Source organism: Burkholderia sp. WTPI3 (assembly GCF_021483755.1).
Classification (GTDB): domain Bacteria; phylum Pseudomonadota; class Gammaproteobacteria; order Burkholderiales; family Burkholderiaceae; genus Burkholderia.
In genome coordinates, this window is record NZ_JAGIXF010000064.1 from 1 (window position 1) to 25,633 (window position 25,633).

Genomic DNA, 25,633 nt, shown 5'->3' on the forward strand with positions numbered 1-25,633 from the left:
GGGCGTGCGGCGCGCCCACACGCAGGCCGAGCCACGTCCGCCCGCCTGCCGTGGCCGATGCAGCAGCGCGCCGTGCGGCGTGGGCATCCTCACCATGCCCGCACCGGCCGGCGCCCACGCTGCCCTGCCGCGACGGCTACATACCCGATGCCCTCTCCCGCGCGCCGTCGAATACCGGCGCCAGCCCCAGATGATCGAGCAGGCGCCCGAACTCGCCGAGCCGCTGCCGCATGTACGCAGCGACGTCGACATCCGCATAGTCGTGGAACCCGGCGCCCGTGCGCACGCCGTCGCGCCCGGCCTCCATGTTGCGCACGACGCTGTCGGCGGGCGCAAAGCGCGGGCCGATCTCGCCGGCCAGGTACTTCGATGCGTAGTACAGGATGTCGCACCCGCCCCAGTCGATGAATTCGAGCAGGCCGAGCACCGCGAAACGCGGGCCGAAGCCGGTACGAATCGCCATGTCGATGTCCGCGGCGCTCGCGACGCCCTCCTCGACCATCCGCGCGGCTTCGTTCATCGCGAGTGCCTGGATGCGCGGCACGATGTAGCCGGGCGCCGGCCCGCAGATCACCGGCCTCTTGCCGACGCGCTCGAGCAGCGCGGCCAGTGCGTCGACGACGCGCGGTTCGGTCGCGTCGCTGCGGCTGATCTCGACGAGCGGCATCAGCAGCGCCGGATTCAGCCAGTGCGCATTCAGCATGCGTTCGGGATGCACGACATGGCGCTGCAGCTCGGTGACGACGAACGTCGACGTCGTCGACGCGATCGTTGCACGCGCATCGACATGCTCGCCGAGCCAGCGCAGCGCGTCGGCCTTCGCGTCGAGCACTTCGGGCAGCGCCTCGAACACGAGGCCGGCGTCGCGCACGGCCTGCGCCGCGCCGTCACGCGCCACCAGTGCGATGCGCGCGACGACGGCCTCCGCCTGCGCCGCATCGATGCGCCCCAGCGCGACCTGCGCATGCAGCGGACGCCCGATCCCGGCACGCGTGCGGTCCTCGAATGCGCGCCACGCGTGCGCGTCGCGGGGCTTGAAGTCGATCAGCGTCACGTCCAGGCCCGCGAACGCGAACACCAGCGCGATCCCCTGCCCCATGCGTCCCGCGCCGAGCACGTGCACGCGCGCCACGTCGGCGGCGGCCGTCATGCGGCGTACCCCGCATCGAGCCGCGCGCGCATCGCATCGCGCGACAGCGCGGCAAGACCGAACCCGTCGAGCGTGCGGCCTTGCGCGTACAAGTCGCAACCGGTGACCGCCGACGCGACGCTCAACAGCCCCTGTGCCACCGGCGTCGGCACGTTCGCGAAACGCCCGCACGACACGATGAACGACAGCCCGAGCCGGGTGTCCTCGAGCATGTAGCGATGCGTGCGCAAATCGATCTTCTCGCGCCAGTCGCCGCTATCGGTCAGCTTGCCGTGCGCGCCGCGCCCGTACATCCATTCGTCGCCGTCGGTCGCGTAGTGGTCCGCCAGCGGGAAATGCGGCGCGCGGTAGCCGAGCGCTTCGCGCACGGCGATGCGTTCGGCATCGAGCGCATTCGTCACGCGGCGGATCGACGGTTGCGTACCTTCGTTGTGGATGTCCCATGCGTCGAAGTGTTCGAGCGGGCCGGCGTTCATCAGGATCAGCGGCGGATGGATCACCGGGCCTGCGTTCATCAGCGCGCCGGACAGCGCGTCCTCGACCGGCTCGACCGACGGATAACCGGCACGCAGCACGTCGAACGCCCAGCCGGCCGCATTCGCGGGAAACACGCCGGTCGGCAGCCGCGTCGCGTACGCGCTGATCACGACGTCGTTGTCGCCGTGCTTGCGCACCAGGTAAGGCAGCGTGCCGGTCTCGGCGAACGCGACGCGCGCGCGATTGCCTGCGTCGGCGGCCGCACGTGCGAACACGAAGCTGCCGAACGTGCCGGGCGGCAGGAAGACGACCTGATCGTCTTCGAGCAACGGCGCGACCTGCGCGGCGAGCGCATCGTGCGACGTGGCCGGCAACGGCACCACGACGAGCCGCGCGCCGCGCAGCGCGGCCGCGAGATCGTCGGTCAGGCGAATCGCGCCGGGCGCATCGCCGAACGGCACGGCGCGCTTGCCGCGATAGTCGGTCACCTGCAACGCGCCGAGCTCGCGCAGCCGCGCATGCGGCTCGCGATCGCGCCGCCACCACGTCACGTCGTGCCCCTTCTCGAACAGATCGATCGCCGCCGCATGGCAGCCGTGACCGCCGCCCAGTACACATACCTTCATCGTTGTCTCCCGGTGAGTGAATGTTTCCGAGACTACGCGGCGAGCCCCGGCGCGTCGCTTCAAAACGCGCAACGGCACGCCCGTTCGCGCAACGCAATCGCGGCGACGCCCGGATCGCCGCGCCAACGCATCCGACACGAGGCCTGCGCATGGATACCGACCTTTCCCGACATGCACCGAACCGGCTCGGCACGCTGCATGCGCCCGACGAAGTCGAACGCGCGGTCGCGCACCGGCTGGGGCCGCACCGGATGGCCGCGCGCGGCCGCGATCCGTTTCGGGCGGAGCTGTACGAGGTGCCGCTGCATCACGGCGCGCTGCTCGAACTCTGCTATGGCCGCGAAACGCACATCGATTTCGGCGACGATGCGGATCATTTCCTGTTCCGGCTGACCGTGTCGGGCACGTGCGAGCTGCGCTCGGGCCATCGTGTTGCGCGCGCCGGCCCGGGCGAGCTGACCGTGTCGTCGCCCGCGCTCGCGAGCCGCCTGAGCACCAGCCCCGATTGCCGCAACCTGGTGCTGCGGCTCGAACGCGGCGCGCTCGAACGCAAGCTGCAGGACATGCTGCACATGACGCTCTCGCAGCCGCTGCAATTCGATCTCGCGGCCGGCGGCACGGGCACGGGCGCCGCGCTCGTGCCGCCGACCTTCGAATACCTGTGCCGGCTCGGCGCGCAACCGGGCATCGCCACCTCGGCGGCGACGTTCGGCGCGGATCTCACCGCATGGCTGATGTCGCTGCTGCTCACGCACCTGCCGCATTCGCACAGCGGCGCGCTGGCGCGCGGCACGCCGCCGCTGCCGGCCCACGTGCGCCGCGCCTGCGACCACGTCGACGCGCACCTGGACGAGCCGCTCGCGCTCGCCGCGCTGGCGGCCGTCGCGGGCGTCGCGCCGCGCACGCTGCAGCATGCATTCCGCACGTTCCTTCACACCACGCCGGCCGCGTACGTGCGCGACCGACGGCTCGCCGCCGTGCACGCGGCGCTGCAACGCGGCGACGCGCGCAGCGTGACCGACGTGCTGATCGCGCACGGCATCCACGGCTTCGGCCATTTCGCGAAGGCGTATGCGCGCCGTTACGGCCACGCGCCTTCCGTCACCGCGAGGCAAGCACCATGACGCACGCTGCAACGGGCCGGCCGCCGGCCCGCTCCGAATCTCCGCCGCCCGACGCCGACGCGCCCGACGGCCTGCGCGTGCAGGACCTCGACCTGAACCTGCTGAAGACGTTTCGTGCGGTCTACGAGGAACGGCACGTCGGCCGTGCGGCGCTGCGGCTCGGCGTCACGCAACCGTCGGTCAGCCATGCGCTCGGCCGATTGCGGCTGATGTTCCGCGACGCGCTGTTCGTGCGCACCGGCACCGGCGTCGAGCCTACGCCGCGCGCGCAGCGGCTCGCGGGGTCGGTCGACAAGGCGCTCGCGATCCTGCAGGATGTGCTGGACGAAGGCTCGCGCTTCGCGCCGGACAGCTCGCAGCGCGTGTTTCGGCTGCACATGAGCGATTTCGCGGCGAGCGCGTTCCTGCCGACGCTGCTCGCAGAATTCGACCGGCGTGCGCCGGGCGCGGTGATCGAGACGCTGCACGTCGACGAATGCCAGCTCAACGTCGCACTCGAATCAGGGCGCATCGATTTCGCGCTCGGGCATTTCGCGGACGCGTCGAGTCACTTCCAGCGCACCGCGCTGCTGCACGAACGCTGCGTGCTGCTGATGCCGCGCCGCACCGCCGAGCGCGTCGCACTGCCCGACGATTTCGTGCTCGACGGCGACGCGCCGGACACGCTGCGCCTGGTCGCCGTGACGTCGCATCCGCAGTCGATGCAGTTGCTGGAGCGGCACGGGCTGATGCCGCGCGTGCGCGCGGCGTTGCCCGATTTCATGGTGGTGCCGGCGCTGCTGGCGCACGGCGACTATGCGCTGATCCTGCCGGAAACCGTCGCGATCACGTTCGCGGCGCGGCAGCCTTGCGCGCTGTACGAGATCGCCGGCGCAGGCGAATGGCCCGTGAACGCGTACTGGCACCGGCGCTTCGATGCGGACCCGGGCCATCGGTGGCTGCGCGCACTGCTGCTGGAGTTGTTCGATATCGGCCGGCAGGCGCCGTTCGACGCATGGCTCGCGCCGCACCCGGCCGCCTGTGCGTAACGGCACCGGCAGGCGCGGGCGAATCGAGCCGGTCAGAACGACGTGAGGATGCCGGCGACGATCGAGCTGGCGGTCGCGCCCGGGTTCGCGACCGCGACGCCGCCGCCTGCCGCGCCATTCACGACGAAGCGCGCGTGCGCGCCGTTGCGCACCATCGCGGCGCCCGTGTACAGCACCGTGCGTTTCGACAACGGATAGTCGAGACGGATGCCGTACGAATCGGCGTTGCCGGCGCTGTCGGCGACCTTCCGGTAGTGGCCGACGCTCAGCAGCAGCGATGCGCGCCCGATCGGCACCGTCGCGCTCAGCTCCATCGTGTCGCTGTGCGGATACGCGCTCTGGCTGTCGATCGCGGTCGCGACGTCCGGGCCGCCGCGATGCCGCATGTAGAGCGCGGCGACCTTCACGACGTCGAAGTCGTACGAGATCGCGCCGACCGTGTAGTTGCCGTTCGCGGCCGGGCTCGTGTCGCCGAGCGCGGAGGCGGCGACCGGGCTGAACTTCTGCTGCATGGTGTCGACGTCGATCGACAAGCCGCCGCGCGCATAGTTGAGGCCCGCGCCGTACGTATCGCCCAGCGTCGACGGCTGGCCCGCCGCGCCGTTGGTGCCGCGCGCGGCCATCGCGCGCAGCATGAAGCCCGCGTAGCGCGGCGACGTGTAGCGCATCGCGTTGCGCACGCGCAGGAACGCGGGGCCGACGAAGTTGTTCGTCGCGTTGCCCCACGCGAGCCCCGCGCCGAGGCCGGGCAGGCTGTACGTGACGAGCGTGGTGTGCACGATCGTGTAGAGCTCGCCGAACTGCACGCCGCCGAACGGGCCGGTGATGCCGACCCACGCCTCGCGGCCGAACAGCGCGCTGCTGTTCGACAGCGCGCCGCTCGCCGCGTTGAAGCCGTCCTCGAGCTTGAAGATCGTCGCGTAGCCGCCGCCGAGATCCTCGACGCCCTTCAACCCCCACTGCGACGCCCACAGGTTGCCACTGCCCATGCGCGTTACATGGTTCGGCCCGGCGTTCGCGTATTCGATCGACGTATCGATGCGGCCGTAGAGCGTCACGCTCGACTGTGCGAAGGCAGGCTGCGATGCGCACGCCAGCAGCGCGGCGGCCAGTGTGGCAAGCGGTACGGCAAGCCGGTCGGCTCGCCCGTTCGGATGGTTCATCTGCGTCGTCCCGTAGAAATTTCGGCGCCCGTCGGCAACGCGCCGTTCGATATGAAGCGCGTCCGCCTTCGGATGCGAACGCTGCCGATCAAAAACGGGCCGAGTCTAGGAACGACAATTTCGGACGTCGACGCAATCCGGTCTATAACGCTTATAGATGCGCCGCATGATGCGCGCGCGCCCCGCCGCACGCGCGCTGCGCGGCGGCCCGCGCGCACGGCCCCGGTGTTTTCTTTACCCGGGTCGGTAAAGGTCCGTGTGGCGCGGCTGTCACTCCGGCTATGGCGGCCGAAATTGGCCGACTACGCTGCGTCTCCGATCGTGTCACCCGCACGCTTTCGCGCCGCGACGGCGCCCGGCCCGCAACGCCGGCGCCGCGCTTCCCCACCGCTTCTGGAGAATCCGCATGTCCGCATCCACGGCCCGCGCTGCCGACGGCAAGCGCTATACGTATGAATGGTATGTCGTCGTCATCTGCATGCTCGCGTACGTCTTTTCGTTCGTCGATCGCCAGGTGCTCGTCCTGATGATCGAACCGATCAAGCGCGACCTGCACCTCTCCGACACGCAGTTCAGCCTGCTGAACGGCTTCGCGTTCTCGTTGTTCTACGCCGTGATGGGGCTACCCGTCGCGTATCTCGCCGACCGCTACGCGCGACCGCGCATCATCTCGATCGGCATCGCGCTGTGGAGCGTCGCGACCGCCGCGTGCGGGATGAGCCAGCACTTCGTGCAGATGTTCATCGCGCGCATGGGCGTCGGCGTCGGCGAAGCCGCGCTGTCGCCCGGCGCGTATTCGATGCTCGCCGACTACTTTCCGAAGGAGAAACTCGGCCGCGCGATCGCCGTGTATTCGCTCGGTTCGTTCATCGGCGGCGGCGTCGCGTTCCTGATCGGCGGCTACGTGATCGCGCTGCTCAAGCATGCGAGCGCCTTCACGCTGCCGGTCGTCGGGCAGGTGCACGCGTGGCAGGTCACGTTCCTGATCGTCGGGCTGCCGGGCCTGCTCGTCGCGCTGCTGTTCGCCGCGACCGTGCGCGATCCCCAGCGCAAGGGGCTCGCGCAAGACCGCTCGGGCGCCGTGCGACGCGTGTCGATGCGCGATTCGCTGCGCTTCGTCGGCACGCATCGCGCGACCTTCACGTGCCACTACCTCGGCTTCTCGTTCTATGCGATGGCGCTGTACTGCCTGCTGAGCTGGACGCCCGCGTTCTATATCCGCCGCTTCGGGATGACGGCCGTCGAAGCCGGCTACACGCTCGGCGTCGTGCTGCTCGTCGCGAATACGGCCGGCGTGTTCTGCGGCGGCTGGCTCAACGACTGGCTGTTGCGCCGCGGCCGCACCGATGCGCCGATGCGTGCCGGCGCGATCGGCGCCGCGTGCATGGTGATTCCCGCGACGCTGTTCACGCAGCTCGACAGCCTGCCGGCGTCGCTCGCGATGCTCGTCGTCGCGATGTTCTTCGCGTCGTTCCCAATGCCGACCTCGACCGCCGCAATGCAGACGCTCGCGCCGAACCAGATGCGCGCGCAGATCTCCGCGCTGTTCCTGCTCGTCTCGAACCTGATCGCGCTCGGCATCGGCACGACCGTCGTCGCGCTGTTCACCGATCGCGTGTTCGGCACACCGGCGGCGGTCGGGCATTCGATGTCGATCGTCAACGTCGCCGCGGCCACGCTCGCGGCGCTGCTGCTGGCGGCCGGGTGCCGGCAGTATCGCCACAGCCTCGACCGCGAGCGCGGTCACGCATCGGCGTCGGTCGCGCCGGTCGCCGACCGCGGCGACGCGATCGCCGCACGCTGAGCGTGCGTCGTTCCGCTCGCCAGGAATTATCCATCCCACTGATTCCGGCATCGCTTTTTAATCGATTTGATTTATGCGATGCCCATCCCTATTCTCGATCGCATGACGGCGCGGACTCCGCCGCGCCGGTTTTCACCCTCCCCACGGAACACCCCATGCAAGCGAATCGCCACCAGGTCCGGATCGACGCGCTGATCGACGCGGCGCAGGACATACGCTGTTTCCGGGTTTCGCGCGTCGACGGCCAGCCGTTCGATCCGTACGAACCCGGCGCTCATATCGACGTCACCGCACCGTCCGGCGTCACGCGGCAATACTCGTTGTGCGGCCGCCCCGACGAGCGCGACAGCTACCTGTTCGCGGTGAAGAAGGAAGCACAGTCGCGCGGCGGCTCGCGCTCGCTGCACGACGACGTGCGCGTCGGCGCCGAGCTGTCGATCGGCGCGCCGCGCAACCTGTTTCGCCTGACGGATCAGGCGAGCGAGCACGTGCTGATCGCGGCCGGGATCGGCATCACGCCGCTGCTGTCGATGGCATACGCACTCGAACAGCGCGGCGCGCGTTACCGGTTGCACTACTTCGCGCGCAGCCGCGAGCATGCGGCCTTCGTCGACGAACTGTCGGCCGGGCCGTTCGCGTCGCACGTGACGTTCCACTACGGTATCGAGCCGGCCGCGCTCGCGGCCGAGCTCGGCCGCTGCATCGAAGCGATCGACACGCATGCCCATGTGTACACGTGCGGCCCCGGCCCGTTCATGGATACGGTCGTCGCGGCGGCCGCCACGCGGATTCCGGAAGACGCGATACATCTCGAACGCTTCGCGGCGGAGCCGGCCGCGGCCGACGCCGCGACCGATGCCGCCCCGGCGGAAGGCTTCGAAGTGCGCCTGCAGCGCAGCGGCCAGTCGGTGCGTGTCGCGCCCGGCACGTCGATCGTCGACGCGCTCGCGCAGATCGGCATCGAGGTCGATACGTCATGCGGCGAAGGCGTGTGCGGCACCTGCATGGTGCCGGTGCTCGACGGCGAGCCCGATCATCGTGACCATTGCCTGAGCAAGGCCGAACGCGCGAGCAACACGGTGATCTGCTGCTGCGTGTCGCGCTCACGCTCGCCGGTGCTCGTCCTCGATCTCTGATGTGCCGATGTGTTGATGCGTTGATGTACTGATGTTCCGGCACACGCGCCCGCATGACACTGCGCGGCGCGCGCGGCCGTCACGCGTCGAACCGCTCGACGATCTCGGCAAGCAGCGCGCGCATCCACGCGATCCCCTCGTCCTCGTGAAAGTGTTCGTGCCAGTGCATCGTCACCGGTGCGGGCGGCAGCGTCACCGGCAAGTCGTACAGCCGGAACGCGTTGTCGCGGTTGAGGATCCGCGCAAGCCGCTTCGGCAGCGTCGCATAGAGATCGGTGACCGACAACACGCTCGGCAGCGCGACGAAGTGCGGCACTTCGAGCGCGATGTTGCGGCCCACACCCTGCGCGCGCAACGCGTCGTCGAGCGCGTGGTGGCTGTGCTCGACCGATTTCACGTTGACGTGCGCGGCGCGCACGAACTGTTCGAGACTCAGCGACGTGCCGGCCGGCACCCCGCGCCGGCGGCCCGTCATGCACACGTAGGTTTCCTCGAACAGCACCTGGTGGCGCGTGCGCGGCATCAGCTCCGGCAGGTTGCCGATCGCGAAGTCGAGCCGGCTTGCGCGCAGCGCTTCCTCGATTTCCTCCACCGGCAGCGGCTGCACGCTCAGCGTCACGCGCGGCGCGCGCTCGCGCAACGCCTGGCAGATCGCCGGCAAATACGCCATCTCGCCCGCATCCGACAGCGACAGCCGGAACGTGCGCGTGCTCGTCGCCGGATCGAACCGCTCCGCATAGCGCAGCGCCAGGCGCACCATGTCGAGCGCCTTGCCGACGATGCCGGCGAGTTCGAGCGCGACCGGCGTCGGCTGCATGCCCGCGCGCGTGCGCACGAACAGCGGATCGTCGAACAGCGTGCGCAGCCGCCCGAGCGAATAGCTGACGGCGGGTTGCGACAGCGCGAGCCGCTCGCCGGCCTTGGTCAGGCTGCGTTCCTCGACGATCGCCTGGAACACCCGCAACAGGTTCAGATCGAGATGATCGACCGATGTCATCGTGACCTCCATCATTTGCCGCATTTATTTGATTGGCAATTTTAGATCAATTTGACGGATATGTAGCAGAAGACGAGACTGGTCTCCCGACGCTGCGCACAGCGCGGCCCGATTTCGCGACTCTTTCCCCACGACGACGATGAGCGACACTTCCTACCAGACGATCGACACCCGCGCGTTGCATGGCTTCGCGCAGCCCGACCGCATCGCGCCCGCGATGTATCACGACCCGGCGCTGTTCGAAGCCGAGCTCGAACGCATCTTCTACCGTACCTGGATCTGGGTCGCGCACGAGAGCGAACTGCCGAAGCCGGGCGACTTCGTCACGACGACGATCGGCCGCCAGCCGGTGATCGTCGTGCGTGACAAGACCGGCGAGATCAACGTGCTGCAGAACCGCTGCCGCCATCGCGGTGCGACCGTGTGCGAATCGCACAAGGGCAACGCGAAGGGCTTCACGTGCCCGTACCACAGCTGGTCGTATGCGCTCGACGGCACGCTGCGCGCGCTGCCGTACGGCGACGGTTACGAAGGTGTGTGCGAGAAAGGCGACCTGCCGCTCGTGAAGCTGCGCGTGGGCGTGTACCAGGGGCTGATCTTCGCGAGCTTCAACGACGACATCGAGCCGCTCGAGGATTTCCTCGGCGGCGCGAAGCCGTGGATCGACCTGTTCATGAAGCAGGGCGCCGGCTACCCGATCAAGGCGAACGGCGAGCACAAGTTCAAGTTCAAGGGCAACTGGAAGATCCAGCTCGAGAACACGACGGACCTCTATCACTTCCCGGTCGTGCACAAGTCGTGGATGAAGTCGATCGACGACGAGACGGCCGCCGCGATCACGAGCTTCATGACGAGCGACGATGCGTTCTGCCGCTCGCTCGGCAACGGCCACAGCCTCGCGGTGCTGATGCCCGAGCTGGTCGATCTCGACGAAGACGACGGCGCGCCGCTGCCCGAGCGCTTCGCGCCGCTCGCGGCGAAGCTCGCCGAGCGCCATACGCCGGAAGAGGTGCGCCGCATCGTGCGCTCGCTGATGGGCGTCGGCTTCAACCTGAACCTGTTCCCGAACCTCGCGCTGTCGATGGCGTTCTTCCGCGTGCTGCGGCCGATCTCAGCGAACGAAACCGAGATCCGTCACGTCGCGCTCGCGATGGACGGCGGCCCGGACGAAGCGAACCGCGAACGGCTGCGCATCCACGAGCATTTCCAGGGCCCGTTCGGCTTCGGCAGCCCCGACGACGCGGAAGCGTGGGAGCGTGTGCAGCGCGGCGCGCATGCGGGCCCGGACGTGCCGATCCTCGTGAACCGCGGGCTGAACCGCGAGACGACTGCCGCGAACGGCGAAAAGACCGCGCATGCGACCGACGAGACCGGCATGCGCGAGGCTTACCAGCAATGGCGAAAAATGATGGAGCAACAATAATGGACGACCGCAACGCCCTCCTTTCCGAGCAGACCTTCGCCCGTGCGGTGGAATTCGTATGGCGTGAAGCCGAGATGCTCGACCGCCGCGACTATCGCGCGTGGCTCGACCTGTGGGACCCGGCCGGCCACTACGTGGTGCCGATCGATCCCGACGCGACCGACTTCGCGGCGACGCTGAACTACGTGTTCGACGATCGCGACATGCGCGAGAAGCGCGTGCAGCGCATGGTGTCGGGTTACTCGGCGTCGGCGGCCGACGCGGCGCGCACGGTGCGCACAGTGTCGCGCTTCACGCTGGAGAGCGGCAGCGCCGGCGTCGTCGAGCTGAAGTCCGCGCAGGTCGTCGTCGCGTACAAACGCGGCGTCGCGACGCTGTTCGCGGCCGACGTCACGCACAAGCTGCAGGTCGATGCGGACGGCGAGATGCGGATCGCGGAGAAGGTCGTGCGCCTGATCGACTCGACCGAAGCGCTCAGCGCGATCGGCTTCCTGCTGTAAATGGCGGCCGGTTCGCCGTCGCCAGCGCAACGGTGAACCGGTCACCTTCACCTTTCCCGACGACCATGCCCACACTCGAAGTTTTCCTGCCCGCCGGCCACGACGACGCACACAAGGCCGAACTGATCGCGCGGCTCAGCCACGCGACCGTCGACGCGATCGGCGCGCCGCTCGAATCGGTGCGCGTACTGCTCACCGAATTGCCGGCCTCGCACATCGGCCTCGGCGGCCGCACGGCGGCCGACGGTGCGCCGCCGTCACTGCCGGTGATCGTCGCGATCCTGATTGCCGGCCGCACCGACGAGCAGAAGCGCGCGTTGATCGCGGCGCTTTCCGACGCCGCCGCGGCCGTGCTCGATGCGCCGTTGCAGGCGACGCGCGTGATCGTCAAGGACATCCCGAACACCGACTTCGGGATCGGCGGCCTGACCGCGCGGGCGCTGGGACGCTGATCATGGGCCGGGCGCCGCTCCATCGTGCGCCGCCGCCCTGCCGCGCTATCCGTGATGTCCTTCGCGGCCGTGACGCAACGCAGCGGCTACGCGTGTGCTGCGCCGGCAAGCGGCAGCGTCACGCGGCAATCGAGCCCGCCGCCCGCGGCCGGGCTCGCGACGATACGCCCGCCGTGACGCGTGACGATGCTCTTGCACAGCGACAGGCCGATTCCGTTGCCGCCCGCCTTCGACGACGAGAAGCCGTCGAACAGCCGGTCGTGCGCACCTTCCGCGATGCCCGGTCCGTTGTCGATCGCGCGCAGTTCCGCGTGCCCGTCGACATTCGCGGTGCCGAGCGTCAGCGTGCGCGACGCACGCTCGCAGCCGGCGAACGCCTCGATCGCGTTGAATGCAAGGTTGAGGATCACCTGCCCGATCAGCACGCGCTCGCAGCGGATCGGCAACGGTGCATCGGCCTGCACGATCGCGACCGTCACGCCCGCCTCCTTCGCGCGCAATTCGATGAAGTACGCGACGTCGGCGAGGATCTCGCGCAAGTCGGTGAGCGCGACGACCGGCTCGCGCTTGACGATGAATTCACGCACGCTCTTGATGATCAGCGCCGCATGCTCGGCCTGCCGATCGGCACTGTGCAACCCCCAGATCGCATCGTCGACGGCCCCGCGCGTGTTCAGCCGCCGCACCGCGCCCTCGATGAAGTTGCGCACGGCCGCGAGCGGCTGGCTCAGCTCGTGCGCGATCACGCTCGCCATCTCGCCCATCGCGTTGTAGCGGCCCGCGTGTTCGAGCATCCGCGCCTCGGCGCGCCGGGCCTCCTCGATCGCGACTTCGTCGCTCACGTCGCGGAACTGCACGAGCAGTCCGTCGAGATCGCCTTCGATCTCGACCTGCCGACACAGGATGCGCAGCCAGCATGGCGAGCCGTCGCGCCGCACGATCCGGTAGCGCTGCGGCGTGGACGGGTACGCCGACGGTGCGTCGCGCAGCTGTGCGACGAGGCGGTCGCGATCGGCCTCGGAGCAGTAGTCGAGCACCTCGCCGAGCGCTTCGTCGGGTGCGAGCCCGAGCACGCGGCGGCCCGACTCGCTGATGAACTGCACGCCGCCACGCGGCGTCACGACCGCGATGCCTTCGTCGAGATCCTGCATGAATTCGCGCAGCCGCGCCTCGTAGCGGCGCAGTTGCCGGCGAACCGCCTCTTCCGCGCTGATGTCGCGGAACTGCACCATCACGACATCGCGCCCGCGCAGCGGCACATAAGTCGCGGTGGCCTCGGACAGCATGTCGACGCCGGTGCGCGATCGATAGCACCATTCGTACACCTGCGGCCCGTCGACGAGCGCACGATCCCATGCGCTCACCGCGATCTCGCGCCGGTATTTCGGTTCTGGGCGGGTCATGTCCGGCGCCTTCAGCGGCAGCAGTTCCTCGACGGAAAAGCCGAGCGCGATGCAGGCGGCGCGATTCGCCCACACGATCGCCCTGGTCTGCGCGTCGTGCAGCAGCACGCAGGTGGTCAGCGCGTCGAGCAGCCGGTGGAAATCGTCTTCGTCGGGGAAGCTCATGATCGGATTCTGATGAAGGCGCGCGGTGTCGCGCGGCCGGATGTTCAACATAGCACCGGCGTGCACGGCCCGCATCTGAAGATTTCTTTAGTCCGGCACGGAGCGCCACCAGTCGCGCGGCCCTACGCACCAATTGCCGCACTTTTCAGGCGTTTCTAGACTGGCTCCATCGTCTTGCCCCGCAATCGAACCCTATCCCCAGGAGACAGCCATGCCCAACGCCGCCCTCGCCATCGACGCCGCGTCCCCCTCGCCGCATGCGGTCCGCGAAGCGGCCGCGCGCCTGTCGCCGCTCGACGCGGTGCTCGAAATCGTCACGGCGCGTCGCGACGAATTCGACCGCCTGTCGCACGTGCCGCGTGACGTGATCGCGCTGTTCAAGGAAGCCGGCCTCTATCGCGCGGGCACGCCGCGCCGCTTCGGCGGCGATGCGCTCGCGCCGACCGCATTCCTCGACATGATCGAGCGAATCGCCACCGCCGACGGTTCCGCGGCATGGGTCGCCAGCTTCGGTTCCGCGAACGTCTATCTCGCCGCGTTGCCGCTCGATACACAGGCCGAGCTGTACGCGAGCGGCCCCGATCAGGTGTTCGCGGGCGGGCTGTTCCCCGTGCAGCCGGCGCAACCGGCGCCCGGCGGCTGGCGCGTGAACGGCACGTGGAAATTCGCGAGCGGCTGCAAGGGCGCCGACTGGCTCGGCGTCGGCATCGCGGTGCCCGGCGCGCAGGACGCCGCGCCGAACAAGCCGCGCACGGCCGTGTTCCGCGCCAGCGAAGTCCACATCGTCGAAAACTGGAACGTGGTCGGCATGCAGGGCACCGGCAGCCACGACCTGCGCGTCGACGACCGCTTCGTGCCCGAAGCATGGACCTTCGTGCGCGGCGGCGAGCCGACCGTCGACGAGCCGCTGTACCGCTATCCGACCGTCGCATATGCGGCGCAGGTGCTCGCCGTCGTCAACCTCGGGCTCGCGCGCGCGGCGCTCGACGTCGTGAACCGCATGTCGGGCGGCCGCCAGACGACCACCGGCGCACCGCGCCTCGCCGATCGCGCGTACTACCGCATCGAGCTCGCGAAGGCCGAGGCGCAACTACGCTCGGCGCGCGCGTTCTTCTACGACGCGACCGATTCCGTCTGGCAATCGATCCTCTCCGGGAACCCCGTGACGGCCGAGCAGGTCAGCCTGCTGAGGCTCGCCGCCACGCATATCGCCCGCGAAGGCGCGAGCGTCGTCGAGCGCGCGTACCGCCTCGGCGGCACGGCCGCGATCTACCGCACGCATCCGCTGCAGCGGCTGTTGCGCGATGCGATGGTCGTCACGCAGCACGCGTTTCTCGGCGAAGGCAACTTCGACGGCGCCGGCGCCGTGTTCACCGGCGTCACGCCGTTCCCCGGCTATCTTTAATCCGCGTCGATCGACTTCGACGCAGAGTTGAACCCCATTCTTCAGGAGAACCTGTCATGTCCGATTCGAATCCGCTGCCGCTGCGCGTCCTGTTCTGCTGCGGCGTGTCGCAGAACTTCTTCGACCTGCCGCGCGAGAAGATCGGCGAAGTATGGCAAGCGTACGGCGCGATGCTCGCCGCCGTCGAGGCAATGCCCGGCGTGCGCGTGCTCGGCGTGATGGACGACGATCGTCTCGTCGTCGGCCAGGCCGACGGTGCGCCGTGGACGTTCTACATCATGGCCGACGTCGCCGACTTCGACACGACGGTCGCCGTGTGCAACCTGTATCGCACGACGCCGGTGGGCGAATACAACCTGTGGCGCTACGGCAAGATCGAGGCGCGCGTCGGCCGTGCGCTGACCGTGCCGCCGGCCGCGAAGGCCGCCGCGTGAGACGCGCGATGACCGGACCCGATTCGACGCGCGCACTCGACGCGCTCGACGCGCTCACGCGGCGCGTGGCGGCGCTCGATGCCGAACGCGCGGTGCGCGCGACGATCACGCGCTACATGGCGCTGTGCGACGTGCCCGAGGATGCCGGCGACGGCCCGGCGCTCGCCGCGCTGTTCACGCCCGATGCGATATGGGAAGGCATCGGCCCGCAGTACGCAAGCAAGTTCGGCCGACTCGAAGGCACGGATGCGATCGTCGCGATGCTGCGCCGCTATCTGCCGCCCGATCCGCATTTCGCGGCGAACCTGCATTTCCTGACGTCGGAGTCGATCGATGTCGACCCCGACCGTGCGAGCGCGCGCGGCCGCTGGATCATGCTGCAGGCATCGCGCTACGCTGACGACACGGCCGAGCTGATCGCCGCCCGGCTGACGATCGATTTCGTTCCGTCGGACGACGGCTCGACCTGGCTGATTCGCCATTTCCGCACCGAGCGCGTGCTCGACGGCCCGTGGCCGCTCGCCGCCGCACCGCGATCCTGAACCCTTTCACCGTCTTCGCAGGCCATCGCACCATGACAGGCTTCATCGATACCTTCACGCTGGGCGGGCCGGGCCCGACGATCGCGATCAAGGACACGATCGACATCGCCGGCCATCCGACCCGCGCGGCGAGCCGCGCGCTCGCCGACGCGCCGCCCGCCGCGCGGCATGCGGACGCGGTCCGGCTGCTGCTCGACGCCGGCTGGCAGATCGCCGGCAAGGCGAACATGCACGAGCTCGCGTTCGGCATGACCGGCATCAACGACGCCACCGGCACGCCGGTCAATCCGCAGGACGCGACGCGCATTCCGGGCGGCTCGTCGAGCGGGTCGGCGTCGCTCGTCGGGCTCGGCATGGTCGACGCCGCGCTCGGCACCGACACCGGCGGCTCGATTCGCGGGCCGGCCGCCTGCTGCGGCGTGGCCGGCCTCAAGCCGACGTTCGGCCGCGTGTCGCGGCGCGGCGTCGCGCCCGCCGACACCACGCTCGATTGCGTCGGGCCGTTCGCACGCGACATCCACACACTCGCGGCCGTGATGGCCGCCATTGCGCCCGGCTTCGATCGGGTGCGTGCGGCAACGCCCGCTGCAGGCTGCACGATCGCGCGCGCGATCGTCGATGCCGATCCGGCCATCGCCGCCGCGCTCGACGCGGCCGTACGCGCATCGGGACTGCGTTCGCACGACGTCGTGCTCGACGACATGCCCGCCGCGTTCGCGGCCGGGCTCTCGGTCATCAACGCGGAAACGTCGCGCGCGTTCGGTCATCTCGTGGCAACCGGCAAGCTCGGCGCCGATCTCGACGCACGGCTGCGCGCGGCCGCGACGACGACACCGGCCGCGCTCGCGGAAGCCGAAGCCGTGCGCGCGCGCTTCACCGCGCAAGTCGACGCCGCGCTCGAACGCGCGGACGTGCTGGTGCTGCCGACGCTGCCCGCGCTGCCGATCACGCTTGCGCAGGCACGCGACGGCGTATCGGTGATTGCGATGTCGTCGCTGATCCGGCCGTTCAACCTGAGCGGCCATCCGGCGCTCAGCCTGCCGCTGCCGCTCGCGGGGACGCCACTGAAGGCCGGACTGCAGATCGTCGGACGCAAGGGCGCGGACGAACAGGTGTGCGCGCTGGCCGCGCACTTCGAAGCGGCGCTCGCCGCATGAACCACGATGCGGGCACCGCGTCCGATGCGCGCCCGCGAACCAGGGAATCACGCACCATGTCAGACCGAGTCGTTCTCGTCACCGGCGCCGCGCGCGGGCTCGGCGCCGTCATCGCCGAGCGCTTTCACGCGGCCGGCTATCGCGTCGCGCTGGCCGACATCGCCGCCGACGCCATTCACGCGCATGCACGCGAACTCGATGCGAGCGGCGAACGCGCGCTCGCGCTGCCGCTCGATGTCACGTCGAAACGCGATTTCGAAGCGGCGCGCGATGCGCTCGTCGCACGCTGGGGCACGATCGACGTGCTCGTGAACAATGCCGGCGCGTCGAAGGTCGTGCCCGCGATGGAGATCACGGCCGAGCAGTTCGACCACGTGATCGACGTGAACCTGCGCAGCGTGCTGTTCGGCTGCCAGGTGTTCGGCCAGTACTTCGCGGCGCGCGGCGCGGGCCGCATCGTCAACATCGCGTCGCTCGCCGGGCAGAACGGCGGCTCGGCGACGGGCGCGCACTACGCCGCGGCGAAAGGCGGCACGCTGACGCTGACCAAGGTGTTCGCACGCGATCTCGCCGCGCAGGGCGTGACCGTCAACGCGATCTCGCCGGGTCCGCTCGATTTGCCGATCGTCTACGAGAGCGTCGCGCCGGACAAACTGCGACAGGTGCTCGCGAGCCTGCCGGGCGGCAGGCTCGGATCGGCCGGCTTCGTCGCGGATGCGGCGGTGCTGCTCGCGTCGGGCGACGCGCATTTCGCGAACGGCGCATGCTGGGACATCAACGGCGGGTTGTACATGCGTTGAGTGTGCCGTGTCGCTTGCGCGCGCCGGCTACGTCGACCACGACGCGCGCTTCGGCGCGCGTGAATCCGCCTAGCGCGGCGTATCGCCGTCGCCGCCCCACACGACCATCACGTCGCGCACCAGTGCGGCGATCGAGGTCGCGCCGAGCTTCTCCTTGATGCTCGCGCGATGCACGTCGACGGTCTTCACGCTGATCGACAGGTCCGACGCGATCTGCTTGCTGCCCTTGCCGTCGACGACGCCGCGCAGCACCTCCTTCTCGCGCGCGGTCAGCGCATCGAGCCGCTGGCGCAACTCGCGGTGACGCTGGTCGAGCGCGTGCCGCTGCTGCGCGAGCCGCAGCGCACGCTGCACGCGCTCGAGCATCTGCTGCGAGTTGTACGGCTTCTCGACGAAATCGATCGCGCCGTTCTGCAGCGCGCGCACCGACATCGGGATGTCGCCGTGTCCGCTGACGAAGATCACCGGCAGCGTCGCGCCGCGCGCATTCAATTCCGCCTGCACGTCGAAACCGCTTTTCTCCGGCATCCGCACGTCGAGCACCAGGCACGCGGGCTGGTTCACGTCGAAGCGCGCAAGAAAGTCGGCCGCGTTCGCGAACCCTTCGGACGCGATGCCGACCGATTCGAGCAGCCACGCGAGCGACGTCCGCATGCCGCTGTCGTCGTCGACGATGTATACGATCGGAGCGGGTGACGTCATCGGGGTGTCTCGCAAAATATCGGTATCGGTATCACGCGCGATGCAGGTGGGGCAGGCGTCGTTCGTCGGGGTATGCGGCACATCATAGCGAGCCGAAAATCCGCTGAATACCCCTTCACGTACCGCGCGAACGCACAATCGCGCTTTTTTTCGCGCATCGTGCCGCGCATCTAGGTAGAACCTTTAGATACGTTGGCGCGAACGCCATCTTCGTCATCGTTCGTGCGAATGGTCGGCAGCATATTCTCGACGTACGCTCGGGTCATCGTCGGCGATGCGACGCTGCATCGACAGCGCCCGCGATCGCCGCCCTCATCCAACCAGGAGCGCACATGTCCGCAACGACCGATACCCCGCAACCGGCGCGCGCCGAACCGACCGACGCGCAAAAGGCCTTCCGGCAAGCAATGGCCCACCTCGGCGCGGCCGTCAATGTCATCACCACCGCAGGGCCGCACGGCCGCTGCGGGATCACCGCGAGCGCGGTCTGTTCCGTCACCGACGCGCCGCCGACGCTGCTCGTGTGCCTGAACCGGTCGAGCGCGATGCATGCGATCTTCGAGCGCAATCGTCACGTGTGCATCAACGTGCTGCCGGCCGAGCATGAACTGCTCGCGCGGCATTTCGCGGGGATGACCGAGCTGCCGATGGAGCGGCGCTTCGCGCTGCCGGTGTGGGATCGCGGCGAACAGGACGTGCCCGTGCTGCGCGATGCGCTCGCGAGCCTGCAGGGCACGATCGCCGAGATGAAGGAAGTCGGCTCGCATTCGGTGATGTTCATCGAAGCGACGTCGATCCGCGTGCGCCGCGACGGCGACAGCCTCATCTACTTCAGCCGCGCGTTCCATCGCGTGTCGCGCACGGCCTGCGTGCAGTAACGATGCCGGCGCATCGCGGCGCCGGATGCAGGCCCGTGCCGGCTACGCGGACACCCGCAACGCGCGCTGTCCGGCCGCGAGCGCGGCGCCCGCGAACAGCGTGAGCGCCGAATACACGAGCCCGCGCGCGAGCCCCGCGCTGTCCGACACCCAACCGATCGCAACGGGCCCGGCGATCTGCCCGAACGCGAAGATCGTCGTGAACGCGCTGATCCCCTTCGCCCAGCCTTCCGGCGGCAGGTTGTGACGCACGAACGCGGTCGTCGCCGCGACCGCCGACAGGAACGTCGCGCCGAACAGCACACCCGATGCGAACGCGGCCGCGGGATGCACGAAGATCGCCGGCATCAGCGTCGCGATGCCGAGCAGCGCATTGAGCACGGCCAGCGCCTGGCCGCCGCGCATCCGGTCGAGCAGCCCCGACCACAGCCGCGCCGACACGACGGTCGCGACGCCGAGCATCACGTAGAACGCGGACACGACCGTGCCGCTCATCCCCGCGCCGCGCAGCAGCGCGACGATGAACGTCATGTAGCCGATATAGCCCACGCCGAAAAGGCCGTAGCCCCCGAGCGCGAGCGCGAAGCACGCCGGGCTCGCGGTCGCGGCCGGCGCTGCGCCGTCGCGCGGCGCAGCCGGCGCCGCATGCACGCGCTCGATGCGGCGCGCGGCCGACACGGCCAGCATCGAGAACAGCACGCACGCGAACGCGAGTGCGAACCACGCGGGCTGCCAGCCGTGCAGGCCATGCGCGAGCGTCGCCGGCACGAGCAGCGACGACGCGACGATTCCCCATCCGGTGCCGCCGTAATAAAGCCCGAGCAGCAGCCCCGCATCGCGCGGCGACGCCGACGCGAGCCGCGCGGCCAGCAAGCCGCCGCTGATGAAGATCAGCGCGCTGCCGATGCCGGTCGCGAGCCGCTCGATCAGCAGCGCGTTCGTGCCGGACGTGATTCCGCAGGCGGCCATCAACACCGCCGTGAGCGCGCAGCCGGCCGCCAGCAGCGTGCCGGTGCGCCAGCGTCGCGACAGGAACGGGAAGGCGAGCGCGCCGATCAGGTAGCCGGCTGCGTTGGCCGTGTTCAGCGCGCCGGCCTGCGCGAAGCTCCAGCCGAGATCGGACTTCATCGGCGGCAGCAGCAGCGCATACGAAAAGCGTGCGAGGCCGAGTGCGATCGCGCTGCCGAGCGACAGGCAGATCGCGAGCCGCCACGCGGCCATGCGGTCGGGGTCTTTTGCGCCGGCGTCCGGCCTTGCCTGGCCGGCGTGCTCCGGTTGCGACGCTGCGCGCATCGGGGTGTCTCCATCCTGGTTCGAATCGTCCCGCCGGAACGGCGGTGTGCGCGCGGCCGCAACCGGCGCGTGAAGTCGTCAGATGGTGCCAGAAAATCGGCGGGATCGCCGGGGCAGGCACACCGACGGCGCGTTCGCCGCCCGACGCCGCATCGAGCGTCGGCGGCCGACGGCCTCGAAGCCGAGCGTCCGCGCAACGCGAGCGCGACCTCGTTCGTCGCGACCACCGAGTTGAACTGCATCGCGAGAAAGCCGCCCTTGCGTGCGGCGAGCCGTGCCGGTTCGAAAGCCATGCCACGCGCTGACACGTGTTCCGTCTGCGGGCGTTTTACCTGCGCTCGGCGCGCGATGCGTTGCGAACGCTGGCGAGGTTTGCGCCGGAACGGTTGGCGGCGGCGGTGGCATGACGATGCACCGGCAATGCCGCGCGATCGGGGCAGCGGTTCGCCGTGGCCCCGATCGCCCCGCTTGCAGCAATGCGACATCGTCTTGCCAAAACCAGCCGTTTATTTTTTCCGGCGCGCGCGGCCGCGCATCATCTGCGCAAGCCTCGGCGCGCCGCTGCGGCGACGATCACCTCACTCCGGCGGAGACACCAATGAAAAGAAGCCACACCCTCAAGACGCTTGCCCTGCTCTGCTGCCTGGGCATCCAGTGCGCGACGTCGGCATTCGCCGACGAACCGAAGAAGGTCGCGTTCGTCGACACCGGCAACACCGGACGCAGCGTGATGGCCGAAGCGATCGCAGGACAACTGATCGCGCAACGCCACGCGCATATCGCGGTAATCTCGCGCGCGGTCGACGAAGATCCTTACGACGAAAAGCCCGAAGCCAACGGCGTGATCCTGATGAAGCGGCGCGGGATCGACACGTCCGCGCACCGTTCGGTGCAACTGAGCGCCAACGACGTCAGGCATTCCGACGTGATCCTGACGATGACCGACAAGCACAAGGAAAAGGTGCTCGCGCTCTATCCGTCGGCGGCCGGCAAAGTGTTCACGCTCGCCGAATACGCGACCGGCGAGCACAAGGACGTGCCCGACGCGTGGGGCAAGCCGATCGACTTCTACGAATCGGTGACCGCGCAGCTCGACGCGTTCATCCCGGCCGCGCTCGACAAGGTCGCGACGGCCGCGCCCGCGAAGCCGTAACGCGGTTGTACCTGCCGGGTCGCCCGTCGCGTCGCGCGGCGGCCCCGGCCCCGGCCCCGGCCCCGGCAGGCCGATCGTCCCCGCAGTCCCCTCCCGCACCGCGCGTATTCTCCGCGCGCCAATGAGTTCGGCCGTTCGGCCGAATCGTCGCCGCACGCCCCGAATGAAAGAATGATCGTCGTTCGGGAAGCAGGCTTCATCACCCGGCATCCCGAACGACGAAAGCGCTGCATGCGTTCCTGCCACGGCATCGGTGCGCGGCGTTCCGCCTCGCGTTCGGCGGAGCCGGTCCCGCTGCATCGCGCCGGTTCCGCCTCTTCCGGCAAACCGCGAGATCACGTTGCTACCTCTACCCTCCATGTAGCTTATAAGTTACAATGCTCTCCAAATTCGAACTGCTTCGCTATCAGCGCGACGACGGTCGCGAGCCGTTCACCGAATGGCTGAACACCGTGCGCGACAAACTCGCGCAAGCGCGGATCCGCGAACGCCTGCGCCGCGTGGAAACCGGAAATTTCGGCGATTGCGAAGCTGTCGGCGAAGGCGTGGTCGAACTGCGCATCCATGTCGGCGCGGGATATCGCGTGTATTTCGGCCGATACGGCAGTGCACTGGTGCTACTGCTGTCCGGTGGCGACAAGCACGACCAACCCGACGACATCAGGCGCGCAAAGGAACACTGGTTGAACTGGAAGCGGAGGCAAACATGAACAAGCTGAAAGGCGCGGTATCGCACCACAACGCTGAAGTCGCCGAACTCGGCGCCGATCGCGAGCTCGCGGTCGCCTATCTGCGCGTCGCGATGGAATCGCTCGACGATCCCGACAATCGCGCAGCCGGGCTGCTCGCACTGCGCACGGTCGCCGAAGCGTACGGCGGCCTCGGCGCGGTTGCCGCGGAAGCCGGCATCAGCCGCGAATCGCTGTATCGCACGCTGTCGCCCAACGGCAACCCGACACTGAAAACCCTGCTCGCGGTGCTCAAGACCGTCGGCCTGCGCCTGTCCGTCGTCCCCGCGCAGCCGGCGCACGCGTAACCGCGCGCCGCTCGCTCACGGCTGCACCATCCACACGAGCAGCATGTCCGCCGGCGCGGCACGCATCCCCGCCGGCGGATGCGTGATCGTCGGCTCGATCGCGAGCGCCTGCGCGATCGTCGCCGTATCGTCGATGGTCGTCGTGCGCACGATCGTCATCAGCCGCGCGGGCCGATGCAGCGTCTCCCGATACAACGCGCCGTACCACAGCGGCCGCATCCCGAGCGCATCCTGCAGCACATAGGGATAACGCCACAGCCGCAGCACGAGGCGGCTGTCGGGATGCGCCGGATCGACGCGCACGAACACGCGGCGCGTGCTCTCGCCGTGCGTGTAGCGCGGCAGCACGGGCAGCATCCCGGCCGGCGCCTGCGGCAACAGCCAACGCAGCGCGGTCGCCGGCGACCACGGCGTCGCCCGCTGCCAGCCGGCCAGCGACAGATGGCGATCGAGCGTGTCCGACGTCGCGCACCATTGCAGCGGCAGATATTCCTCGCGGTCGCCGCCGATCTCGGTGCGCCGCATCGGTACGCGCTGCCAGCCGCCGCGCATCCACTGATCGACGGTCATCGCCACGACGTCGCCGACATGCGGACGCGCCGCGCGATCGAGCTGCCATTGCGCGGGCACCGTCCACACGCCCGCCGTCGCGAGCACGACGAGCACCGCGACGAGCGCGCCCCGGGGCTGCACGTGCTCGCGCACCTGCCAGTACGCATAGGCGCCGGCCAGCAGCGCGAACCAGGCGAGCCCGAGACTCCAGCCGCCGAGCAAGCCCGACAACCACGTATCGCCGACGTACAGCCGCGCGAAGCCGCCGAGCACGATCCACAGCACGACAGCCGTCGCGACCGGAATGCGCCACGACGCGGGCCGTTCACGCGCCAGCACCCAGCCGATGCCGCTGCTCGCAAGAATCGCGAACGCCGCATCGGCGTCGGGCAGCGGCACGTGCAGCGCGCCGGGCGGCAGGCTCGCGGGCGTCGCGCCAGATACGCCGCCGAACACCGGCACGAGCACGGCCGCGATGCCGACCGTCGCAAGCCACCAGGCGGAGGTCAGCCAGCAGCGATGGATCATCAGCCACACCAGAAACCCGGCCGCGACGATCAGCCCCGTATCGTGCCCGTGCAGCACGGCGAGCGCGCGCATCGCGGCGTCCACGGGCGGCGTGCGCAGGTTCTGCAGAAACGCATATAGCGCGATGTCGGCGTGCATCAGCGGATCGTTCGCGACGACGTCCTGCACGATGCCGGCGAACAGCCACACGCAGCCGACGAACAGCAGCGCGAGCACCGGCACCGCGCCCGGCAGGCGGCGTACCCGCGCGATGCCGTCGTGCAGCCGTGCGCCGAAGCGCGGCCAGCGGCGGGCACACGCGTGCACGGACGCAGCGATCGCGCGGTGCAGCAACGGCCAGCCGCGGCGCAGCGCGATGCGCACGCCGATCCACACAAGCGCGACCAGCGCGGCGACGACCAGCAGGATCGCGGCGACCCGCACGCTGATCGCCGCGGCCAGGGCCGCCGACGCACCGAACAGGATGCCCGGTGCGACGTGCACGGGCGCCCAGATCAGCGCCGACACGACGTTGAAGGGATAGAACGAGCGCCGCGGCAGCGTCGCGCAGCCGACGACGACCGGCACGACCGCACGCACCGGCGCCAGGAAGCGCGCGAGCACGATGCTCTTGATGCCGTGCCGCAACACGAACTGCTCGCCGCGTGAATATGCGTCCGCATAGCCGACGCGCACCAGCCTGTTTCGCACCGCGCTGCGGTAGCGCCGCCCGAGCTCGTAACTGACCGCGTCGCCGACGATCGCGCCGGCGGCCGCGACACCGATCGTCGTCCAGCCGTCGAGCGCGCCCGCGCCGATCAGCGTGCCGGCCGCGAACATCACGGCGCCGGCCGGCACGAACGTGCCGACCAGCGCGATCGCCTCGGCACCGGCCGTGACGAACACGATCGCCAGCACGAGCGCCGGATGCGCGCCGATCGCGCCGAGCCACGCGTGGATCGTGCCGCTCATCGCGGGCCGCGCGGCGTGGCGGCACGACGTGCATGCGCCGGGCTCGCGGTGGCGTGGGGAGGGTTCATCGGAGGGTGCGCGCGTTCGAGACGGCGGGGGCGTCAGTCGAATTCGTGCTGGCGCGCGTCGACCTCGAGCGGTGCGTCGTGATAGCCGACGGTCGCGATCTCGTGCAGATAGCGCGCGAGAAACGCGCCGATCGAGCCGGCCGCCTCGTACTGATGCACGTGGCGGAATTCGTGCGCGAGCAGGCGTCGCGTCTCCTGGCCGCGCAACACGAACACCGCATGGCCGAGCGTGAGGCCGATCGTCCCGGGCGACAGCAGTCCGGTGTCGCGCGCGATCGCGCCCAGCGCCGGCGTGTCGGGAAACGGCAGCCGGTCGGCGACCACGATCCGGATCCGCTCCGGTTGCGCGACGCCCACGGCCCGCGCATCGTCGGCCTGCGCAGGCGTCAGCGGCACGCCCCGGGCGAGCCCGTGGGCCGCCTGCGCAGCGGCCCACGCGACGGCGTCGGGCAGCGCGGACGGCAGGATGTCGGCGAGATCGATCATCGTGGAGGCTCCTCGGGACGGACAGGTCAATCGGGCACCAGTTTATCTCCGAATCAGGGCGATCCGCGAGGTGCGGCATCGGTCCGGCCCCGGCGATTCCTCGGGAATACCCGCCCCGCCTGGCTCCATCGCCTGTACCATTTCCCGCGGATTATTTCGCAGCCGAATACGATCCACACCAGGATGTCTCAAAAATTTAC

General features: G+C 69.4%; 25 protein-coding genes. 16 read left to right on the forward strand and 9 right to left on the reverse strand.

The features are described from left to right. Positions 1 to 136: 136 nt before the first annotated feature. Together J7024_RS27125 and J7024_RS27130 are read right to left on the reverse strand one after the other, a co-directional pair. Positions 137 to 1,150 (reverse strand): 3-hydroxybutyryl-CoA dehydrogenase, encoded by a 1,014-nt coding sequence (locus J7024_RS27125; protein ID WP_124829901.1) that lies wholly within the window; start codon positions 1,148 to 1,150, stop codon positions 137 to 139. After that, the gene (locus J7024_RS27130) at positions 1,147 to 2,253 is read right to left on the reverse strand and encodes an NAD/NADP-dependent octopine/nopaline dehydrogenase family protein (RefSeq protein ID WP_124829900.1); all 1,107 of its coding nucleotides are present in this window, start codon (positions 2,251 to 2,253) and stop codon (positions 1,147 to 1,149) included. The genes J7024_RS27125 and J7024_RS27130 overlap by 4 nt, the downstream gene beginning before the upstream one ends. A gap of 149 nt (positions 2,254 to 2,402) precedes the next feature. Between J7024_RS27130 and J7024_RS27135 the strand changes: the two genes are divergently transcribed. Together J7024_RS27135 and J7024_RS27140 are read left to right on the forward strand one after the other, a co-directional pair. Continuing rightward, complete coding sequence (locus tag J7024_RS27135; protein ID WP_124829899.1) at positions 2,403 to 3,377, forward strand: AraC family transcriptional regulator; 975 nt, start codon at positions 2,403 to 2,405, stop codon at positions 3,375 to 3,377. Beyond that, positions 3,374 to 4,405 carry a LysR family transcriptional regulator gene (locus J7024_RS27140; protein ID WP_124829898.1) on the forward strand — a complete coding sequence of 344 codons (1,032 nt, stop codon included), beginning with the start codon at positions 3,374 to 3,376 and terminating at the stop codon, positions 4,403 to 4,405. Before J7024_RS27135 ends, J7024_RS27140 begins: the two co-directional genes overlap by 4 nt. Positions 4,406 to 4,437: 32 nt before the next feature. Here J7024_RS27140 and J7024_RS27145 read toward each other — a convergent pair whose 3' ends face one another. After that, positions 4,438 to 5,568 carry a porin gene (locus J7024_RS27145; protein ID WP_124829897.1) on the reverse strand — a complete coding sequence of 377 codons (1,131 nt, stop codon included), beginning with the start codon at positions 5,566 to 5,568 and terminating at the stop codon, positions 4,438 to 4,440. Positions 5,569 to 5,974: 406 nt separating this feature from the next. On the opposite strand from J7024_RS27145, the gene J7024_RS27150 reads away from it, so the two are divergent. Both J7024_RS27150 and J7024_RS27155 read left to right on the forward strand, forming a co-directional pair. Next, positions 5,975 to 7,372 (forward strand): spinster family MFS transporter, encoded by a 1,398-nt coding sequence (locus J7024_RS27150; protein WP_124829896.1) that lies wholly within the window; start codon positions 5,975 to 5,977, stop codon positions 7,370 to 7,372. Positions 7,373 to 7,527: 155 nt separating this feature from the next. Next, complete coding sequence (locus J7024_RS27155; protein WP_124829895.1) at positions 7,528 to 8,508, forward strand: PDR/VanB family oxidoreductase; 981 nt, start codon at positions 7,528 to 7,530, stop codon at positions 8,506 to 8,508. Positions 8,509 to 8,587: 79 nt separating this feature from the next. Here J7024_RS27155 and J7024_RS27160 read toward each other — a convergent pair whose 3' ends face one another. Then, complete coding sequence (locus J7024_RS27160) at positions 8,588 to 9,505, reverse strand: LysR family transcriptional regulator (RefSeq protein ID WP_124829894.1); 918 nt, start codon at positions 9,503 to 9,505, stop codon at positions 8,588 to 8,590. Between the two features lie 139 nt (positions 9,506 to 9,644). Between J7024_RS27160 and J7024_RS27165 the strand changes: the two genes are divergently transcribed. The 3 genes from J7024_RS27165 to J7024_RS27175 all read left to right on the forward strand — a co-directional run bounded on the left by J7024_RS27165 (position 9,645) and on the right by J7024_RS27175 (position 11,880). Next, the gene (locus J7024_RS27165) at positions 9,645 to 10,928 is read left to right on the forward strand and encodes an aromatic ring-hydroxylating oxygenase subunit alpha (RefSeq protein ID WP_175761916.1); all 1,284 of its coding nucleotides are present in this window, start codon (positions 9,645 to 9,647) and stop codon (positions 10,926 to 10,928) included. After that, positions 10,925 to 11,428, forward strand: a complete 504-nt coding sequence (locus J7024_RS27170; RefSeq protein ID WP_096500197.1) for an aromatic-ring-hydroxylating dioxygenase subunit beta — start codon at positions 10,925 to 10,927, stop codon at positions 11,426 to 11,428. The genes J7024_RS27165 and J7024_RS27170 overlap by 4 nt, the downstream gene beginning before the upstream one ends. A 65-nt stretch (positions 11,429 to 11,493) precedes the next feature. After that, entirely contained in the window at positions 11,494 to 11,880 is a 387-nt protein-coding gene (locus J7024_RS27175) for a tautomerase family protein (RefSeq protein ID WP_124829892.1), read from the forward strand. An 86-nt stretch (positions 11,881 to 11,966) separates the two neighbouring features. Here the strand turns inward: J7024_RS27175 and J7024_RS27180 are convergent, their stop codons facing one another. After that, positions 11,967 to 13,523 carry an ATP-binding protein gene (locus J7024_RS27180; RefSeq protein ID WP_124829891.1) on the reverse strand — a complete coding sequence of 519 codons (1,557 nt, stop codon included), beginning with the start codon at positions 13,521 to 13,523 and terminating at the stop codon, positions 11,967 to 11,969. Between the two features lie 136 nt (positions 13,524 to 13,659). On the opposite strand from J7024_RS27180, the gene J7024_RS27185 reads away from it, so the two are divergent. Genes J7024_RS27185 through J7024_RS27205 form a run of 5 tightly spaced genes read left to right on the forward strand, consistent with a single transcriptional unit; the run spans position 13,660 to position 17,786 of the window. Continuing rightward, positions 13,660 to 14,853: an acyl-CoA dehydrogenase family protein gene (locus J7024_RS27185; RefSeq protein ID WP_175796513.1), complete on the forward strand. Its 1,194-nt coding sequence runs from the start codon at positions 13,660 to 13,662 to the stop codon at positions 14,851 to 14,853. 56 nt (positions 14,854 to 14,909) lie between these two features. Further along, the gene (locus tag J7024_RS27190; RefSeq protein WP_124829889.1) at positions 14,910 to 15,287 is read left to right on the forward strand and encodes a hypothetical protein; all 378 of its coding nucleotides are present in this window, start codon (positions 14,910 to 14,912) and stop codon (positions 15,285 to 15,287) included. Positions 15,288 to 15,295: 8 nt separating this feature from the next. Next, complete coding sequence (locus tag J7024_RS27195; RefSeq protein ID WP_175752025.1) at positions 15,296 to 15,829, forward strand: nuclear transport factor 2 family protein; 534 nt, start codon at positions 15,296 to 15,298, stop codon at positions 15,827 to 15,829. 32 nt (positions 15,830 to 15,861) lie between these two features. Further along, positions 15,862 to 16,986 (forward strand): amidase, encoded by a 1,125-nt coding sequence (locus J7024_RS27200; RefSeq protein ID WP_175787690.1) that lies wholly within the window; start codon positions 15,862 to 15,864, stop codon positions 16,984 to 16,986. A gap of 56 nt (positions 16,987 to 17,042) precedes the next feature. Continuing rightward, positions 17,043 to 17,786 (forward strand): SDR family NAD(P)-dependent oxidoreductase, encoded by a 744-nt coding sequence (locus tag J7024_RS27205; protein ID WP_124829886.1) that lies wholly within the window; start codon positions 17,043 to 17,045, stop codon positions 17,784 to 17,786. Positions 17,787 to 17,855: 69 nt separating this feature from the next. On the opposite strand, the gene J7024_RS27210 is transcribed toward J7024_RS27205, so the two are convergent. Continuing rightward, complete coding sequence (locus tag J7024_RS27210) at positions 17,856 to 18,488, reverse strand: response regulator transcription factor (RefSeq protein ID WP_124829885.1); 633 nt, start codon at positions 18,486 to 18,488, stop codon at positions 17,856 to 17,858. A 332-nt stretch (positions 18,489 to 18,820) separates the two neighbouring features. Here J7024_RS27210 and hpaC point away from each other — a divergent pair, with 332 nt between their 5' ends. Continuing rightward, positions 18,821 to 19,366, forward strand: a complete 546-nt coding sequence (gene hpaC / locus J7024_RS27215; RefSeq protein WP_175752027.1) for a 4-hydroxyphenylacetate 3-monooxygenase, reductase component — start codon at positions 18,821 to 18,823, stop codon at positions 19,364 to 19,366. Between the two features lie 42 nt (positions 19,367 to 19,408). Here the strand turns inward: hpaC and J7024_RS27220 are convergent, their stop codons facing one another. Next, the gene (locus J7024_RS27220; protein ID WP_175752029.1) at positions 19,409 to 20,659 is read right to left on the reverse strand and encodes a YbfB/YjiJ family MFS transporter; all 1,251 of its coding nucleotides are present in this window, start codon (positions 20,657 to 20,659) and stop codon (positions 19,409 to 19,411) included. Between the two features lie 598 nt (positions 20,660 to 21,257). Here J7024_RS27220 and J7024_RS27230 point away from each other — a divergent pair. The 3 genes from J7024_RS27230 to J7024_RS27240 all read left to right on the forward strand — a co-directional run bounded on the left by J7024_RS27230 (position 21,258) and on the right by J7024_RS27240 (position 22,848). After that, positions 21,258 to 21,812, forward strand: coding sequence for an arsenate reductase/protein-tyrosine-phosphatase family protein (locus J7024_RS27230; protein WP_175752031.1), 555 nt, complete (start codon positions 21,258 to 21,260; stop codon positions 21,810 to 21,812). 377 nt (positions 21,813 to 22,189) lie between these two features. Then, positions 22,190 to 22,522, forward strand: coding sequence for a type II toxin-antitoxin system RelE/ParE family toxin (locus J7024_RS27235; RefSeq protein ID WP_175796511.1), 333 nt, complete (start codon positions 22,190 to 22,192; stop codon positions 22,520 to 22,522). Then, a complete protein-coding gene (locus J7024_RS27240) occupies positions 22,519 to 22,848 on the forward strand; it encodes a helix-turn-helix domain-containing transcriptional regulator (protein ID WP_124829880.1) in 330 nt (109 codons plus the stop codon). The genes J7024_RS27235 and J7024_RS27240 overlap by 4 nt, the downstream gene beginning before the upstream one ends. Positions 22,849 to 22,863: 15 nt before the next feature. Here J7024_RS27240 and J7024_RS27245 read toward each other — a convergent pair whose 3' ends face one another. After that, entirely contained in the window at positions 22,864 to 24,879 is a 2,016-nt protein-coding gene (locus tag J7024_RS27245; RefSeq protein WP_124829879.1) for a VTT domain-containing protein, read from the reverse strand. Between the two features lie 101 nt (positions 24,880 to 24,980). Next, complete coding sequence (locus tag J7024_RS27250) at positions 24,981 to 25,433, reverse strand: hypothetical protein (RefSeq protein ID WP_124829878.1); 453 nt, start codon at positions 25,431 to 25,433, stop codon at positions 24,981 to 24,983. Between the last annotated feature and the right edge of the window lie 200 nt (positions 25,434 to 25,633).